The sequence below is a fragment of the Hymenobacter sp. M1-2 genome (genome assembly GCF_057808495.1).
Window position 1 is genome coordinate 319,817 of record NZ_JBTYZO010000001.1, and the last position, 17,060, is coordinate 336,876.

Genomic DNA, 17,060 nt, shown 5'->3' on the forward strand with positions numbered 1-17,060 from the left:
TGTTGTGTGACGAGTGGAGCGCGCGGCCGTACTAAGCTGCCAAGGCCCGCCGCGATGCTCACAGGCGGAACAGTATTCCGTGCTACCTCGTATCTTTTCCTCTTATGATGATTCCATCCACCGAACTGCAGGCTGCCTCGGCTACCGACACGCAACGTCCGCCCCGACACTATCTGCCCGAAGACTTCACCGTCACCGATTGGGCGGCGCTAGAGCCTTATTTTATCGAATTGCGCGACCGGACCATCACCTCTGGGCCCGAGCTGGAACGGTGGCTGCTCGACCGTTCGGAGCTGGAGGCAGCGCTGAGCGAAGATTTGGCGTGGCGCTACATTCGCATGACCTGCGACACGCAGGACGAACAGCGCAGTAATGCCTTCCAATTTTTTGTGAGCGAGGTTGAGCCCAACGTGGCGCCCTACGACCACGCGCTCAACGAGAAGATGATGGCCTCGGACTTTCTGCCGGAACTCGACCAGCAGAAATACCGCGTGTTCCTGCGCTCCGTGCGGCAGGCCCTGGAAATCTACCGGCCCGAAAACATTCCGCTCAAAACCGAAATCAGCACCAAACAGCAGCAGTACGCCGCCATTGCAGGAGCCATGACGGTAGTGTTAAACGGCGAGGAAATGACCCTGCCCCGCGCCGCCGACTGCCTCAAAAGCCCCAACCGCGAAACACGCGAAGAAGCCTACCGCGCCATTCAGGCCCGGCGCTTGCGCGATGCTGAACCGCTTGATAAGCTCTACTCGGAACTCATCAGCCTGCGCCACCAGATGGCCCTGAACGCCGGCTTTCCCAACTTCCGCGACTATATGTTCGCCGCGTTGGGCCGGTTCGATTACACGCCGCAAGACTGCCGCAACTTCCACCAGGCCATCCGCGAAACCGTCGTGCCCCTCATCGATGACCTTGATTTGGAGCGCCGCCAAGACCTAGCCCTGCCCGAGCTGCGTCCCTGGGACCTCGACGTGGACGTATCGGGCAAGACGCCGCTGCGGCCGTTTGAGACGGGGGAGGAGCTGCTGGAAAAAACCATCGATGTGTTCCAGCGCCTCGATTCCTACCTCGGCGACTGCCTGCGCACTATGCGCCAGATGGGCCATCTCGACCTAGAAAGCCGCAAAGGCAAAGCCCCCGGCGGCTACAACTATCCGCTCGATGAAACCGGCGTGCCGTTCATCTTCATGAATGCCACCAGCTCCCTGCGCGACGTGGTAACCATGCTGCACGAAGGCGGCCACGCGGTGCATTCCTTCCTGACTCGCAATCTGCCGCTGGGCGCCGATAAGCACCCGCCATCCGAAGTAGCTGAGCTGGCGTCGATGAGCATGGAACTGATGAGCATGGACCACTGGGACGTGTTCTTCTCAGATGAAGATGAGCTGCGCCGGGCCAAGAAAACTCACCTCGAAAGTGTCTTGGAAACCTTCCCCTGGGTAGCCACCATCGACAAGTTTCAGCACTGGGTGTACGAAAACCCACAGCACACCGAAACGCAACGCCACGAGCAATGGCAGCAGATTTTCGATGAGTTCAACCAGCGCACTGTGAGCTGGAAAGGTCTGGAGGGCTTTAAGCCGTATCTGTGGCAGAAACAGTTGCACCTCTACGAAGTGCCTTTCTACTACATCGAATACGCCATGGCGCAGCTCGGTGCCATTGCCGTATGGCGCAACTTTCGCCAGAATCCGGAAGAAGGCTTAACGGCCTACAAACGCGCGCTAGCCCTAGGCTACACCGCACCCATCGGCGACATCTACGCCGCCGCCGGCATCCGCTTCGATTTCAGCACCGAATACCTGCGCACCCTAGCTGACTTCGTGCGTGACGAAATGGCGAAACTATAGCAGTGGCTGACGAAACCACTAAAAGCAAAACGCCTGACCGTTGAGGTCAGGCGTTTTGCTTTTATCTATCAGTTCGAGGTTTCCGCGTTACTCTCGCAGATGCAAGTGATGTCGGCGTTACCCCAAGGATATATGGTTTGTGTTAGGAGCGATTGGTAATCAATCCTTACTTTTTGCGGAGCAGTAGCGCCGATGTTGCTCCAGATGGCCTGATCTGTTGCCCGTTGGCTAGAATGAGAAGCGTAGGATGCTGAGCGCAATTCAAGACTCTGCAAGTTTGATATTGCACCGTAGCACTGATGCTACAGTTGCCAGGCTGTGGCTCTTCAGTTCCCTCTTTCGAGCAGGAACTAGCGAGCAAACCAACCAGCATAGCCGTAAACCAGGGGTAGTAATAGCGCATCTTGAAAGAAGTGTAGTGTCACTCGCAAGAGGCGTGCAATGCAAAAACGGTTGCAAGGGGTGCTGAAAAGCGCAGCAAATTGTAACATCCGAAAAAAAGCGGCCGGAATATTCCGGTCGCCTTTTCCACAACCAACTCAACCGAGACAATGGCGGCGCTTGCGCCGCCGTCGGTTTGAGAGAACGAGCCTAAGTGGGAAAGATTGGTTGCATCACGCCAATATTTTTACTTGGTCTTGGGCGAGAATCAAAAAAGCGCCGCTCCAACTGGTTGTTGAAGCGGCGCTTGGTAAGAGGCCCAGAGTTGCCGCTATTCCTGTAACTCGAATAGCGGCAGCGGCGCGAGTTGGCTGTACTTGCCGCCCAGACTCTGAAGCTCGTTTTGGTGCAGGCGGATATAGTTGTTGAAGTGCTTGGCCGCCCGGTCGTACTGCACCCGGAAGCCTACCACTTGGCTGTCGTATTGCCCAATAGTGTCGAGGGTATTTTGCACGGTGGCGCTCGGTGCTCCGGGGCCAGGCACCGACACCAAGCCTCGTAGGGCACCCAGCAAAGAATCCTGGGCCGCATCATACCGGTCGATGTGGGCCGACTGCATAGTGAGCTGTTGATAGCGCAGGTCCTTGAGGCGATTATTGGCGCGGCTGAGCTGTTGTAGTTGCTGTTTGTTAGCGGCGGGCCAGCGCTCTAGCTCACTGATTATCTGATTGGTAGCCACTATTTTGGCGTCGTCACTGGCCATCATCTGCGTCCAGCGGACGTCTACCGAATCGCGCAATACATCGAGTTGCTGCTTGGCGGCAGTGGCAGAAGCGGGGTCGAGCGGTTTGGGGGTGCGGTTACAGGCAGTGGAAACAGCTAGCAGCAATGCCAGCCAAAGCGTGTGTCTCATATGAAGAAGAAAGTAAGACAAGAAACGAAGTGAGCCCAAAATAGATCTTAAAAACAACTAGCACCGGCCATAAAGCTACGCTGATAAGAGCCGGATGCGTTGCCGTTACCTCATCTTTAGCCTTAAAAAAGCTGAGCAAAAGCAAAAGGAAACAACTGCGGCCAGCACAGAAGTTTATAGCCATTTAGCCAGCATTTTAAGACTAAGTTAACAAGCTGTTTTTGCGGCTCAATAACGCATAAAGCCAAGGCAAAGTGCATATCTTTGACGCCGGTTTTGTTGAACTCTCAAATTTTCTTTCATGAAAAAACATTACGTACTAATGTCAGCGCTTCTGCTGGCGGCAACTGTTTCCCGTGGCCAAGGCACCGAACTGTTCCTTTCCGAGTACACGGAAGGCGCACATATGTCGGGCGTAAACTACGGTGGCACTGCCAACTCCACGGGCAATGAGCGCGCCCTGGAAATTTTCAATCCAACTACCTCATCGGTCAGCCTCAACCCTTACTCCATCCGCCGCTATTCTAACGGTGGTACTGCGGTAACGGAAGAGGAAAAATTAGTGCGTAGGACCGGTACTAGCAACGCGCTCAATTCGTTGGCTGCGTTCGTGTATGCTAATGGGGAAGCCACTATTACGGCTATTAGGAACAAAGCCGACCAGTTTGGTGCTTTTCCGTATGGCACGAGCGGGCCGAACACGATAGTCAACAGCGGAGTAGCCTATTACAATGGGAATGATGCTTTAGCACTGGTACGTTGGACAAGCGGCACAGCTGGCCAAGGAACGCCAATTTTGGTTGATATCTTCGGCGTAATTGGGCAAGATCCAGGCACCTCATGGTCGGCACAGGATGCTAATGGTGTCCTCGTTACATCGGCGAATCAGTCCCTGATTCGCCGCGGTACTGTGTCAGGTGGTACTCGTGTTAACCCACAGCCCCAGGGTGGCACGCCGACTGCTCGGACTGGTTACAATATTTCCACTGAATGGGAATCTTACTCCTCGGCATTTCCCGCTGGTGGAGGTCCTGTCGACCCGGCCAGCCAGAGCTACTCCCGCTTAGGTGAGCACAATGATTACACTGGCCAATCCGGCACCTATGGTCCGCTGAAGGTGCTGGAGAAGTTTAACAAAGGCATTAGCGTGTATCCGAACCCCGCCAGCGGTACGGCTACCGTTGAATTGAAAGATGTAAAGGTGGGCACCATCGTCGTCATCAACGGCCTGGGCCAGACTATTTCGGCTCAGCCTCGCGGCTTGTCTTCCGAAAAAATTACGCTGGATGTATCGGGTCTGCGGGCTGGCTTGTACTTCGTGCAGTTCGTGTCGACTGACGGCCAGACCAAGCTCTACAAAGAACTCATCGTAAAGTAGACCTGACGCGCTACGCACAACGTAGGCCTCTTAAGCTACCTTACGGTTGAAACAACAACGCCCGCGACTTTTCGTGGGCGTTGTTGTTTGGTAGCAGCGGCAACGCGACCAAACGAAGGCCAGTGCTTTCCGTGTATACCTTTGCAAGAGTGTTGTGCGCCGCCGCGAGGCAATAAGCATCGCCATCGGCGTCCAATATTCCAGCAACATTCAATAAATCAGCGCTACTCAGCGAGTAAGTATATGAGCGACGTCACTCCTCTCAATAAAGTAGGCGAATTTGGCCTTATCCGCCGTATTCAGGACACCATTCAGCTACACCAGCCTAGCACCGTGCTCGGCATCGGCGACGACGCCGCCATTTTGGCCCCGCCAGCCGGGCAGGAAGTAGTAGTAAGCACCGATTTGCTAGTAGAAGGCGTCCATTTCGACCTCACGTTTTGCCCGCTCAAGCACCTGGGCTACAAAGCAGTTGCCGTGAACGTGTCGGATGTGGCGGCCATGAATGCCATACCTACGCAAATCGTGGTGGCGCTCAGTTTGCCCGCCCGGTTTTCGGTGGAAGCCGTGGAAGAACTGTACGAAGGGATGCGGCTGGCTTGCGAGGCTTACAACGTAGACCTCGTTGGTGGCGATACTACCGCCAGCCGCGGCGGCCTCACGGTAAGCGTAACGGCGCTAGGCCAAGTAGAGGCCGGAAAAGCTGTGCGCCGCAGTGGCGCTGGCCCCAACGACCTGCTCTGCGTGACCGGCGACCTAGGCGGCGCCTTCCTGGGTCTGCAAGTGCTGGAACGCGAAAAGCAAGCCTGGCAAGCCGACCCCGAAACGCAGCCAGAACTCAGTAAATACCCCTACGTGCTCCAGCGCCAGCTCCGCCCCGAAGCCCGCATGGACGTCATTCACGAATTGCGCGACCTGGGCGTAACGCCCACCAGTATGATTGACGTGTCGGATGGGCTGGCTTCGGAAGTGCTGCATCTGTGCCAGGCCAGCGGCCACGGCGCGCGCATTTTCTCCGAAAACCTGCCCATTGCCAATCCCACGCTGGAAGTAGCCGAGGAGTTCAACCTCGACCCCATCATGTGCATGCTCAACGGCGGCGAAGACTATGAGTTGCTCTTCACCGTTCCGCTCACAGCGCATGATAAACTGAAAAACCACCCCGACATCACCATCATCGGCCACATGGTTGCTAAGAGCGAAGGCGCCAACCTCATCACCAAAGCCGGCCAGCCCGTCCCGCTAAGAGCGCAAGGCTTCAATCATTTCTAAATCGCGGATTATGCAGATTAGTCGGATTTCACGGATTTCGGGAACGATTATCCTGGCCGCACCTGGCCCGTATCTTCTCCTATGATTTCCTAGACTAGGAACTAGGCTATAACCAACAGCCCCGCATCGCGGGGCTGTTTGGTTTTTTAATTGTTCCCGAAATCCGTGAAATCCGACTAATCTGCATAATCCGCGATCAGTCTTCCGGGTAGGGGATGAACACGAAGTTGGTGAAGTCCTTATCCAGCACGAATAGGCAGCAGTACTCGTCGGGGTCTTTGTAGGTCTGCTCGAAATTGGGAATGCCTTCGGCGCCGATGATGCCTTGTTGCACGAAGAGCTCCAGGTAGGAGGCGAAGATGTGCCATTCCAGGTTCAGCTCGTCGGCGTTGATGAGCAGGCCGCCGAGCGGTACTTCTTGGCGGGCAAAAACAAAAATGGGGTACTTGGATATGGCTTGCTTGCGAATCTGGGCAGAAGCTTCGAGCAGCGTATCGGAAACAGTAGCAAAATCCTTGGTGATAGTGCCGAGGTATTTGCCGTTTAGTTCAGGGTCGTTGGCGTAGTCCATTTGAGGAGATAGAGGCGATGAATGACTTGCTTACCTACTTTCCGGTTCAGAAGGTAGTTGCTACTAAAGCAAGTTGTAGGGTGGTTCGGTGGATAGGTGACGGCAAAATAAGCCAAGAGAACTGAAAAGAGCGTGAACCCGGATGCGTTGCAGCACAGAGCCAAAGTGTACTGATAGGTGCAGTAAGTTAAGGTGCCTGTGCGACCAAGAGCATTTTTCTGGTCTACTGATACGAAAAATAAAAAATAGTTTTCTAGGGTAATTATTACCCTCAACACTATCTGATATCAGTGTTTTTCTCAAAATGAAACATGCTGCATCTGGTGTTTAGTGCTGTTGCAACGACAGATAATGGCTTTACACGCCAGCTTTCCAATTCGACGATAATAAGCAGCTCTCATTAGTGGATAGCTAGTTTTGGGGTTTGTATCAAATTGGTACTTATGCTAGTTAACTAGAATATGGTTTGTTGAATGGTTATAATCCTAGTGTTTTATAAAAATGCTGCTAGTTTGCCGTATAAGCAATTTATTCGCATTTGGAGGATTGGAAATATTGTTCGATTTTTATAGCCTCCAATTATACTTCCCTTAGCTAATGAGCTACTCATCTGCTTCTCTCAGCACCTTACAGGACAGCCGGATGGCCGTCTCTTTTGCGCTATACTTCACCCAAAATAATTTTCTCACGCCAGGCCCCTACAAGCAGTTGCTTTTCGAAGCCTTTGTGGGGGGAGAATTGACTATGGATCAACTTCTGGTTCACTTGGAGGCTCAAGAATACGAGCGTGAGCGTAAGCAAGCGCCCACGCTCGCCTGAACTTGTGCGATAGTGGAGAGTTGAGGAGGCAGCCTCTACTAATTTTTCACGCCGGTATAGCACTCATTTGGTGTGCCTCGTACGTCGTGAGCCAGTCAGGCACATCAGCAGGCAATACCTCTTTGGTACAGAGCCAGCGGAAGCATATGAGCAGATGGCCAGTCTTGTTCAGGCCATGCCCGCACGAGTAGATATCATTAGGGTGTAGGCTGAGGCTCAGACCCTACTTTGCTTTTTCCGTACTTCCTGGCAGTTGATAGACCGTGAATGGCTTCGAGACAGCACGAAACCATTCATCGCCTACCAACTATGCGAATCAATAATGACCCATCCGTAAGGCCAAGCATTAAAGCTGGACTTTCTGCCTGTGCGCCAGTAGCAGAAAATTGAATTTCGATTGCCTTCGAATGGTCACGATAGGTCTCTGCCACCACTAAGTTTCCCGCTAGTCGCTCGAAATGCTTGGCTTCCTCGCTTGTGTTGGGCTTCCACGTTCCTTCCAAGTACCACATATCTGGGCGAGAGTTGTGTAGCAACCCTACTTCAGTGCCCCGCCAAACTATACGCAAGTCGGTTGCCGCCTCTTCACGCATCGCCTTTCAGTTCCAGTAGCACTACGTTCTCCACGTGGTGCGTGTGGGGGAACATATCTACCGGCTGCACGCGCGTTACGCGGTACGCGGCATCCAGCAGCTCCAAATCCCGAGCTTGCGTGGCGGGGTTGCAGCTAACGTACACGATGCGCGAGGCGCGCATTTCCAGCAAGCGGGCCACTACGTCGGGGTGCATGCCGGCGCGGGGCGGGTCCGTGATGATGACGTCGGGGCGGCCGTGCTGCTGGGTGAAGTCGGCGTTGAGGACGTCTTTCATGTCGCCGGCGTAGAATTCGGTGTTCTGCACGCCGTTGATTGCGGAGTTGATGCGGGCATCGGCTACGGCTTGCTCCACGTACTCCACACCCACCACGTGCCGCGCCTGGCGAGCTACGAAGTTGGCAATGGTGCCGGCGCCGGTATAAAGGTCGTACACCAGCTCAGTGCCCGTTAGCTGGGCGGAGTCGCGGGCTACTTTGTAGAGGTTGTAGGCGCCTTCGGAGTTGGTTTGATAGAAGGACTTCGGCCCGACGCGGAAGCGCAAACCTTCCATTTCCTCGTGGATGTACGGCTCGCCCCGGTAGCAGACCACCTCCAGGTCGTGGAAGGTTTCATTGCCCTTGTCGTTGAGGACATAGTTGAGGGAGGTGATTTGCGGGAACCGCTCATAGATGTAGTCCAGCAGCGGCTCAATGGCCTGGTGCTGACGGTAGCACTGCAAAATCACCATCAGGTCGCCGGAGTTCGCGGTGCGAATGATGAGGTTGCGCAACAGTCCCGTTTGCTTGACGATGTTGCCGAAGCGCAGCTCATTTTCCCGGGCGTAGTCGCGGATGGCCAGGCGAATCTGGTTGCTGGGGTCGGGCTGGAGCCAGCAGTGGTTCACGTCGATAATCTTATCGAAGCGGGAAGGCGTGTGGAAGCCCAGCACGCGCCGGTCGTACTCCGTGGTTTCGTCCTGAATCTGCGTTTCCGTGAGCCAGCCCATAAAGCTGAAAGTGTATTCCAGCTTGTTGCGGTAGTAAGTTTGGATGGGAGAGGGCAGAATGGGTTGGATAGTAGGCAGCGTCACTTTGCCAATCCGCTGCAAGGTATCCTCCACCTGCTGCTGCTTGTAACGCAACTGAGTTTCGTAGCCGATGTGCTGCCACTTGCAGCCGCCGCACACGCCAAAATGCTCGCAGAACGGCTGCACGCGCAGCTCCGAGTACTTGTGGAAGTGCGTGGGCACGGCTTCCAGAAAATTCTTCTTGCTGCGCGTGATGCGCAGGTCCACCACGTCGCCTGGAGCCACCTGCGTAACGAAAATAACTAGGTTGTCGAGGCGGACCAGGCACTTGCCCTCGGCCACCATGTCCTGAATCTCAACCTGACGAAGTGCCTCCGCCGGAATCTTTTTAGCTGCTTTATTCACGAGAGCAAAGGTAATCACGGATTCCGCGGATTGTATGGCTTTGGCGCCCACAACCCACTCCCAGCCCCCGCCCGCTCCCCGTCGCCCATTGCAAAGTTGACAGAACCAAAAATTCCATCCCGCACCCAGCCGCCACACCAGCCCACGAGCAGGGCCTCAACTACGCGGCTCGTCGTTTGACCGAGGCGTCGTCAGAACACCAACGCTACCCTGAGCCCCAGTACATACTTACTGACGTCAGGCTCCCCCTCTCCCCTAGGTAACGCGCATGAAGCGTTTGCGGGGGCCGGGGGGTGAGGCCCCACCCGCACGAAGCCCTACCCGAGCATTAGGAACCCTTCCAGAGCGTTAGGAACGCTACCCTGAGCGTTAGGAGCCTTACCCAGAGCGTTAGGAACCTTACCCGAAACGTTAGGAGCGCTACCCAGAACGTTAGGAGCCTTACCCGGAGCATTAGGAACGCTATCCAGAACGTTAGGGGCCTTACCTGAGAGTTAGGAACGCTACCCTGAACGGTAGGAGCCAACCAAAAAGGCCACCCCTGAACGAGTGGCCTTTCTAGAGAAAACGAGTGAATCTTATTTCACTACTTCAAACCAGCCTTTATACGACTGGCCGGAGGGCAATTCCAGCAGGTAGTAATACACGCCGCTCGACGCGCTGGCCCCGTCGTAGGTGTTGCGGTAGTCGGAGGTCTTGTAGATTTCCTTGCCCCAGCGGTTGAAGATAGTGAGCTTGTTGCCGGCGTAGAGGTCCACGTTCTTGATGATGAACTGGTCGTTGAGGCCGTCGTTGTTGGGCGTCACCACGTTGTAGAACACCAGGTCGTTGGCAAACGTGACGCAGGCTTCGTTGGAGCTCGATAGCAGCGTATCCCCGCTCACGGCTTCCACCCGGAAGCACTGGTCGAAGCCGGCGCTACCGGTGGTCAGCTCCACGCTGGTCGTAGCCGCCGATACGGTTTGCAGCTGCTCAACGGCGCCGCTGCCGGCGCGGCGAGAAATGCGGTACTGCGTCACCGGGAAGCCCTGGTAGGCGTTCCAGGTCACAGTTACTTTGCCTTCGTCGCGGCCCGCGCCGCCCTCCACCGCCGTCGCCTGCGCCCGAATAGTGGTATGCTGGGTGCTGCTGAGCAGGTCGCCGCAGGCATTGGTCAGCTCCAGCCGGTACTCGTAGGCCTGGGCATCGGCATCCACGCCGGTATCGGCGAAGGTAGTGGCCGTATTGGGCGCGTTGCCCACGTTGGCGAAGGCCGCGGTGCTGCCGGCCGGGCGGCGCAGGATGTTCACGCGGTTGGCATTGCCCGTGTTGTTGGGCACGGCCAGCGTCAAGTTGATTTTACGATCATCCTGCACATTCACCGAAGCCACTTTTAAACGAATAGCCGCGTTGTCGGGCCGCACGATGAGGGTGGCGGCGCAGCCGGTGCTGGTGGTATCCGTGAGGGTGAGGGTGGCGTTGGTGCTCCCCGCCGGAATATTCACCCGAATGGTGCCCGTGCGCTGCCCACTCACGATGGTGCCCCCGCTGATGGTCCAGCGGTAGCCCGCGCCGGTTTGCGGCGTAGCCACGGTGTACGTGAGGCCGGTGCGGCTGTCGGGGCAGTAGCTGGCCGGACCACTAATGACCAGCGGCGGCACTACGGTAAAGGAGCGGGTGTAGAGCGGACCCGCGCAGAGGCTGGCATTGGTTTCGCGGGCCGTTAGCGTGTAGGTGCCCACGGCCGGCGTGGGGAGGCTGACCGAGTTGCCGGTGTTGGCTACCGCGGTGCCATTCAATGCAAACTGATACGTGGAGCTGGTAGCGCCAGGCAAACTGAAGCTGAGGTTGCCGGCGTTGGCGCAGACCCGGGCCGGGCCGCTGATAGCCAGGTTAGCCGCTGGTGAAGGCCGCACCGTCACGTACAGCGTATCGCTCTGGCCCAGGCAGCGCCCCCCAGCCGGGTTGCTCGACTCCGTGACAACCAGCTTGGCGATGCCTACGCGGGTGAAGTTCACTTGCACTGTATTCTGGCTGGTACTCACCTGCGTGCCGCCCACAATCCGCCAGCCATACACCGAACCGTTGGTAAGCTGGGTCTGGTAGGTGAAGGGACCATTGGCGATGCACACGCTCAAGGGGCCGGTGGGCCGCTGCGTCACGAGCTGCTGATTGACGCGCACCGGGAAGACCACCGTATCGGAAGAGCAGCCGAGGCTGTTGAATCGGTAGGCTTTCACGCTGGCCGTGGCCGAGGCCGGGCCCCAGTTCACGGTGATGGCCGCCGTGCCCTGCCCGCTCGCCACGGTGCCACCCGTCACCAGCCATTGGTAGGCGGTGCCGCGCGGGTTACGAATAGAATAGGCCACGCCTTGCACCGTGGGGCACACCGAAACCGACCCCTGAATACTGTCGGGCAGCGGCCGGGGGTTGACGAGGATGCGCACCGTGTCGCGGCCCACGCAGTTCTGAGCCGTCGTGGCCGTCAGGACATAGGTGAGGGTGATCGGGTTTTGCGTGGTGTTCGAAGCCGTAAGTATCGGGCGGGCCGTGGTGGCGCTGCTCAGGCCCGCCGCCGGACTCCAGGAGTACGTGTAGCCGGCAAGGGCCGCCGTGCCGAGCGTGGCCGTCTTCCGGTCGCACAGCGTTACGTCGGGGCCGGCATTGGCTACGGGTGCCGGATTCAGCGTTACGCGCACCGTGCCCGTGCTTACGCAGCCTTCGGCGGTAGTAGCCGTGAGGGTGTAGGTGAAGGTCTGCGGGGTGGTGCTGGTGCTCGGGAGCGAGAAAACCGGCTGCGCGGCCGTGGTGCTGCTCAGGCCGGTGGCCGGGCTCCACAGGTAGGTATAGCCCGTGATGGCCGCGGCTCCCAGGGTGGTCCGGTCGCCGGAGCACACGGTCCGGTCGGCGCCCGTGGCGGCCACGGCTGCGGGGTTCACGGTCACGCGCACCGTGTCGCGGTTCACGCAGCTGTTGCTGGTAGTGGCCGTCAGGATGTAGGTGAGCACCTGGGGCGTGGAGCCGGTATTGGTGAGCGTGAAGGTGGGGTTAGCGGCCGTCGGGCTGCTCAGGCCGGTGGTCGGGCTCCACGCATACGTGTAGCCCGTCAGGGCCGAAGCGCCGAGTGAGGTTGTGCCGCCCGAGCAGATTGCCCGGTCAGCACCCGCGTTAGCCACGGCCGCTGGGTTCAGCGTGATACGCACCGTGTCGCGGTTCACGCAGCCCTGGGCCGTGGCAGCCGTCACGATGTACGTCAGTACCTTCGGCGCAGTGGTGGTATTCGGCAGCGTGAGCGTAGGATTGGCGGCGGTGGCACTACTTAGGCCAGTAGCTGGGCTCCACGAGTAAGTATAGCCCGCAAGAGCCGCCGAGCCGATGGTTGTAGCCACGCCGGAGCAGGTGGTAACATCGGGGCCGGCATTGGCTACGGCGCCGGGGTTGACGGTTACCGTGGCCTGGCGGGTGGTGGTGCAAATGCCATCCGAGCTGGTAACGGTGTATGTGGTAGTAGCGGCGGGGCTGACGGTGATGCTGCTGCCGGTGAAGCTCTGGCCGCCGCCCGTCCAGGTGTAGGTGGTGCCGCCCGTGGCCGTGAGCGTGGTGGAAGCCCCGGGGCAAATGGCCGCGGCGGTGGGCGTTACGGCCAGGGTATTGGCCGGGCGCACGTCAATGGTGCGGAACACCGAATCGGTGGGGCAGCCAAACGACGAGACACCCCGCAAGGTGAGGCGTCCGGCCCGGTTGCCGGCCCACAGCACTTGCACCGAATTGCCGGTGCTGGAACCCTGAATGGTGCCGCCGCGGGCCACCCACTGGTAAGAAGTGGCGGTGGGGCCACTGGCGGTATACGTGCGAACCACAGTCCGGTCGCAGATAACGTTGTCGCCGCTGATGCCGGTGGGGCCCGCAGCTTTGGTTACCAGAATCTGGAAGACATCGGCCACGGTTTTGGAGCCGCAGGCGACGTCGGTGGCCGTTACTACCACGTCGTAGGGCGTGGCGCGGCCGTTGCCGCACTGGCTGTTGAACACGAATTGACCACTCACGCTGCCCGTACCCTGCACGGTGGCGCTGCCCGTGGGCGCGCCCGGGAGTAGCACGCCTTGGTTTCCGGCAAACGTGGCGTTATAGGGCCCGCTGCCATCGAGCAGCACACTGTTTGCGCGGAGATTAATGGGGTTGCCGTCGGGGTCAGTGGCGGCGAGGTTGAAGCTGACGGACTGGCCTTCTTCCACCGTGAAAAGCCGGGGCTGGGCCGTAGTGGCGGCCGTAAATTGCGGCGAGTTGTTGGCTTGGCACGTTCGGGACACCAGCTGTATCTCGCGCCGGGTGGAGCCAATCAGCACCTCCCGGCCATTAATGGTGCGGTATTCCTTCACCTCCACAGCCACCACAAAGCGGCCCACGCGGGAGGCCGCGTAGCGGCTGATGCCGTTGCTGGCGTTGAGGAAAGCATAGTTGCCGGAGCCCGTGCCAAACGGATTGACGGCGGAGAACCCGCTGGCGTACGTGACGGGCGGCGGGGGCGGCATGAAGGCGGGGTTGATACCCTGCGGTCCATTGTAAGGCGTGCTGAACGAATAAATCAGTCGGTCGCCATCGGGGTCCACGGCGTTGTTGACCAAAATGCTGGTGTCGCCCTGGCAGATAACGACGACGGCCGTATCGGAAAAGGTGGGGGAAGAGTTGGGCAGCAGCGGCGGCGCCATCTCCACGTACAGCGTCTGGTTCTGGTTGCTGGGGTTGGTGAGGTTATCGATGTTGAAATTGCGCGTCCCGTCGGTGTACACGGCGTAGTAGCCATCAAACGAGATGGGCAGGTTCACCACGGCTTCGTAGCGAGCCAACCGTACGGGCGGTACCGTGCCCGCCGGAATGCTGCAACCGCCCGGCAGGGGCGGCGTGATGCTGGGGTTGGAGATGCGCGGCAGCCGGAAGGTGCCCGCCGTTTGCAGGTCGCTCTGGAAAGGGTTTGCCAACGTCGGGCAGCTGACCTGGGTGCAAGGGAAGGAGTTATTGCCCTCGTTGCTGCTGATGCGCTGGCCGGTGGTTTTATTGTAGATGTTGAGAAAGATGTTGCACCGGCCATCGGGCACGTTGGACTGCGTAGCCGACGAGCCTCCGGTGGGCGGACATTCCCAATTCAGATAAACAAATACTGTAATCCGGTAACGGAAAGTGCCCCCTGGGCCATTGGCATCGAGGTACTGATATTTCATCTCGCCCCCCAGCAAGTGGGAAGCCACGGCTGGCCCTGGGCGCAGCCCCGTTAGTACTAGCAGCAAGAATACAGCGCGGAGTAGAGTTTGCCGCATATAGTCTGGTTTTTGGTTTTTGGTTTTCAGTGCCTAGTGCTTGGTGCCTAGTGCTTGGTGCCTAGTGCGTGGTGCCTAGTGCGTGGTGCTTAGTGCTTGGTTGTTTCGTGGCTTTTAGCTGACAAGCAACAACTAAGTACCAGGCACTACCAACCACGCACTAAAACCCAACTTGCACGCGGCGTACGGCGGCTTGGCCTTGGGCATCGTGGAGGCGCACCACGTAGAGGCCGGGGGGCAGAGCAGAGAGGTTGAGTTCGGCATCCTGGGAAGGGCTCAGGCGCACGGTGGTCGTGAGAAGCCGCGCCCCCACCATGTTTTCCACTTGCACGGTATAAGTGCCGGCCGCGCTTGGGTCGGGGAGGCGCAGGCGCAGGCGGCCGTCCGTGGTGGGGTTGGGGAAGATGCTCAGGGCCGGCAGCGTCTTGGCTTCAGCCGTGGGTAGCGGCCCAGTCACGAGCACCGAGTAGTCCTCCGTTTCGGAGTTGAACTGGTTGATTTGGCAAGGATTGGGACTGGGCTGGTTGTTGAGGCGCACCATTACCCGCATCCGCGTCAGGCCTCGTACCGATGTGGCCGAGGGCACCGTGAAAGTTGCCGCAAAAGTCGTGGCCGTGGTCAGGTTGTTGGCGATGAGCTCGGAGTTTTCAAAAACGCCGTTGCGGTTCCAATCCACCCAGGCCCACAGGATGTGCTGAAAGCCCGCATTTACGCTCATATCAAGGGAAGCACTGGTTCCCTGGTAAAGAGGCACTATCTTATCTACATAGTTGCCGAAACCGTCGGGGCTGGCGGCGGAAGCGTTGGTGAAATCCACGGTAGCATTGCGGCGCACCGCCACATTGGTCAGCCAAAGGTTGAGCGGAGTGCTGGTGGCGGCGCAATACTGCACGCAAGGCTGCATCAACACCACATAGTTGGTTTTGGTCACGACATTCGCCCCGAAGCTATTGGTGACAGTCAGCTTCACCGTGAAGGCCCCGCCAGTGGTGTATTGGTGCGCAGGATTTTGCTGGGTACCAGTGCTGCCGTCGCCAAACTCCCAAAGCCAGGCCGTGGGGGCGTTTTGGCTTTGGTCCGTGAACTGCACCGGGTTTTGGCAAGCCCCCGGCACATGGTTGGAAGTGAAAGCGGCAACGGGCGGATTGGTATTGGGCCGCACCGTCACGGTATAGTCCTCAATCTGGCCTAGTTGCGGCGCGGCGCAGGCAGTAGCGGCCCCACCCACGAAATCGGACAGCACCCGCAGGCGCAGCGGCACGTTTTTCAGCGCCGCGCCCGGCACCCTCAACATCCCCGCGGGGCTGGTGCTGTTGAGCGACGTAAATAGCAATTCATTGCCAGTAAAAGCGCCGTCGTTGTTCAAATCCAGCCATACTCGCGTGTCCTGAGCGTTGGTGCCGCCAACGGTGAGGCTGATGGGATAGTTATTGCCTTCGATAAGCTCTACGCGGCTGCCGCAGGTGAAATCTTCGTAGCTGGCCTGGCCGTTTTGGGAAGTCTTGGTGAGCGTGCCCAGGCGAAACTGCGTGATGCCGTAGTTGCAGCAGTAGGCCGTGGTAGCCGGGGTGCAGCTAGCCGCAACGGGCACCAGGTTATCGTAGGTGATGTAGCCCGTACGAGTGCGCACGTTGGAGCCAGTCGTGTTGGTGGCCGTGAGCGTTACGGTGTAAGTGCCGGGCGTGGTGTAGCAGTGGCGCGGGTTCTGCTGCGTGCTGGTGGTGTTGTCGCCGAAGTTCCAGAGCCAGCTGGTCGGCGCGTTTTGGCTTTGATCCGTGAACTGCACGCAGCCAGAGCAGGTCAGGGTCTGGTCGGCGGTGAATTCGGCTACGGGGGTGGCCGTGTTGGCCTGTACCGTCACGCCGTAGTCTTCAGTTTGGGAGTACTGCGGCGTCGTGCAAGGACCCGGAAACGGCGCATTCACGTAGTCGGCGGCCACGCGCAGGCGTAGGCGCGTGCCGAGCACCGTGCCCGTGGGTAGCGAAATGGTGCCCGTATGTAGCTTGGCGGCGTCGGAGGAGAAAAGTAGCTCCGTAGTTGGGTTGAGCGTGCCATCGTTGTTTAAATCCAGCCAGACGCGTACGTTTTCATTGGCTCCCGTATTGGTTTGGATGCTAATAGGATAGTTCTGGCCTACCGTGAGCGTAGCGCCAATTGTGCAGCTGTAGTCGCGGTAGCCATCTTGCACGCCGCTGCTCGAGTTATTAATAGCCCCCAACCTGACGTTAAGAATCCCCATCGCGAAAGGGAAGTTGGAAGCCGGGGCGGAACCGGGCGTGCAAGCACTAGCAGTAGGAGGGCACTGCGCCTGCGCTGCCTGAGCCAGAAGCAGTAAAAACAGACCAACCCAGAAAACAGGCGCACTGCGCCGAATACGTAAAGTTGCAGTCATATAATAAGCTGAAGGAACTCGAAAAAGATGAAAGTAAATGTAGTGACATTGCGCGGACAAAATGCAATTTATCACACCAACAATCCAATAGTAAGACTATTTTATTTCGGGGTATTCACAAAGGCTAGTAAACTGTCTTTCGCGGTTTCCCTGCGCCGAAATGGGTAGTTTTGCCGGCCGCCT

The 17,060-nt window shown here is 58.1% G+C and carries 8 protein-coding genes; 3 read left to right on the forward strand and 5 right to left on the reverse strand.

Features of this window, described 5'->3' with window-relative positions; all coding sequences use genetic code 11:
* Positions 1 to 104: 104 nt before the first annotated feature.
* On the forward strand, positions 105 to 1,850 hold the full coding sequence (locus tag ACYSMN_RS01355; protein ID WP_488922033.1) for a M3 family oligoendopeptidase: 1,746 nt from the start codon (positions 105 to 107) through the stop codon (positions 1,848 to 1,850).
* Positions 1,851 to 2,562: 712 nt separating this feature from the next.
* On the opposite strand, the gene ACYSMN_RS01360 is transcribed toward ACYSMN_RS01355, so the two are convergent.
* Positions 2,563 to 3,144: a hypothetical protein gene (locus ACYSMN_RS01360; RefSeq protein WP_488922034.1), complete on the reverse strand. Its 582-nt coding sequence runs from the start codon at positions 3,142 to 3,144 to the stop codon at positions 2,563 to 2,565.
* Between the two features lie 301 nt (positions 3,145 to 3,445).
* On the opposite strand from ACYSMN_RS01360, the gene ACYSMN_RS01365 reads away from it, so the two are divergent.
* Both ACYSMN_RS01365 and thiL read left to right on the forward strand, forming a co-directional pair.
* Positions 3,446 to 4,522: a T9SS type A sorting domain-containing protein gene (locus ACYSMN_RS01365; protein WP_488922035.1), complete on the forward strand. Its 1,077-nt coding sequence runs from the start codon at positions 3,446 to 3,448 to the stop codon at positions 4,520 to 4,522.
* A 243-nt stretch (positions 4,523 to 4,765) separates the two neighbouring features.
* Positions 4,766 to 5,794: a thiamine-phosphate kinase gene (thiL, locus tag ACYSMN_RS01370; protein ID WP_488922036.1), complete on the forward strand. Its 1,029-nt coding sequence runs from the start codon at positions 4,766 to 4,768 to the stop codon at positions 5,792 to 5,794.
* 196 nt (positions 5,795 to 5,990) lie between these two features.
* Here thiL and ACYSMN_RS01375 read toward each other — a convergent pair whose 3' ends face one another.
* The 4 genes from ACYSMN_RS01375 to ACYSMN_RS01390 form a co-directional block, all read right to left on the reverse strand.
* On the reverse strand, positions 5,991 to 6,365 hold the full coding sequence (locus ACYSMN_RS01375) for a hypothetical protein (protein ID WP_488922037.1): 375 nt from the start codon (positions 6,363 to 6,365) through the stop codon (positions 5,991 to 5,993).
* 1,404 nt (positions 6,366 to 7,769) lie between these two features.
* Positions 7,770 to 9,131, reverse strand: coding sequence for a 23S rRNA (uracil(1939)-C(5))-methyltransferase RlmD (gene rlmD / locus ACYSMN_RS01380; protein WP_488922167.1), 1,362 nt, complete (start codon positions 9,129 to 9,131; stop codon positions 7,770 to 7,772).
* Positions 9,132 to 9,769: 638 nt separating this feature from the next.
* A complete protein-coding gene (locus ACYSMN_RS01385) occupies positions 9,770 to 14,485 on the reverse strand; it encodes a T9SS type B sorting domain-containing protein (protein ID WP_488922038.1) in 4,716 nt (1,571 codons plus the stop codon).
* A gap of 160 nt (positions 14,486 to 14,645) precedes the next feature.
* A complete protein-coding gene (locus ACYSMN_RS01390) occupies positions 14,646 to 16,877 on the reverse strand; it encodes a GEVED domain-containing protein (RefSeq protein WP_488922039.1) in 2,232 nt (743 codons plus the stop codon).
* Between the last annotated feature and the right edge of the window lie 183 nt (positions 16,878 to 17,060).

Coding starts and splice junctions, on each gene's coding strand:
- ACYSMN_RS01355 (WP_488922033.1), top strand. CDS start 105: ATGATGATTCCATCCACCGAACTGCAGGCTGCCTCGGCTACCGACACG.
- ACYSMN_RS01360 (WP_488922034.1), bottom strand. CDS start 3,144: ATGAGACACACGCTTTGGCTGGCATTGCTGCTAGCTGTTTCCACTGCC.
- ACYSMN_RS01365 (WP_488922035.1), top strand. CDS start 3,446: ATGAAAAAACATTACGTACTAATGTCAGCGCTTCTGCTGGCGGCAACT.
- thiL (WP_488922036.1), top strand. CDS start 4,766: ATGAGCGACGTCACTCCTCTCAATAAAGTAGGCGAATTTGGCCTTATC.
- ACYSMN_RS01375 (WP_488922037.1), bottom strand. CDS start 6,365: ATGGACTACGCCAACGACCCTGAACTAAACGGCAAATACCTCGGCACT.
- rlmD (WP_488922167.1), bottom strand. CDS start 9,131: ATGGTGGCCGAGGGCAAGTGCCTGGTCCGCCTCGACAACCTAGTTATT.
- ACYSMN_RS01385 (WP_488922038.1), bottom strand. CDS start 14,485: ATGCGGCAAACTCTACTCCGCGCTGTATTCTTGCTGCTAGTACTAACG.
- ACYSMN_RS01390 (WP_488922039.1), bottom strand. CDS start 16,877: ATGACTGCAACTTTACGTATTCGGCGCAGTGCGCCTGTTTTCTGGGTT.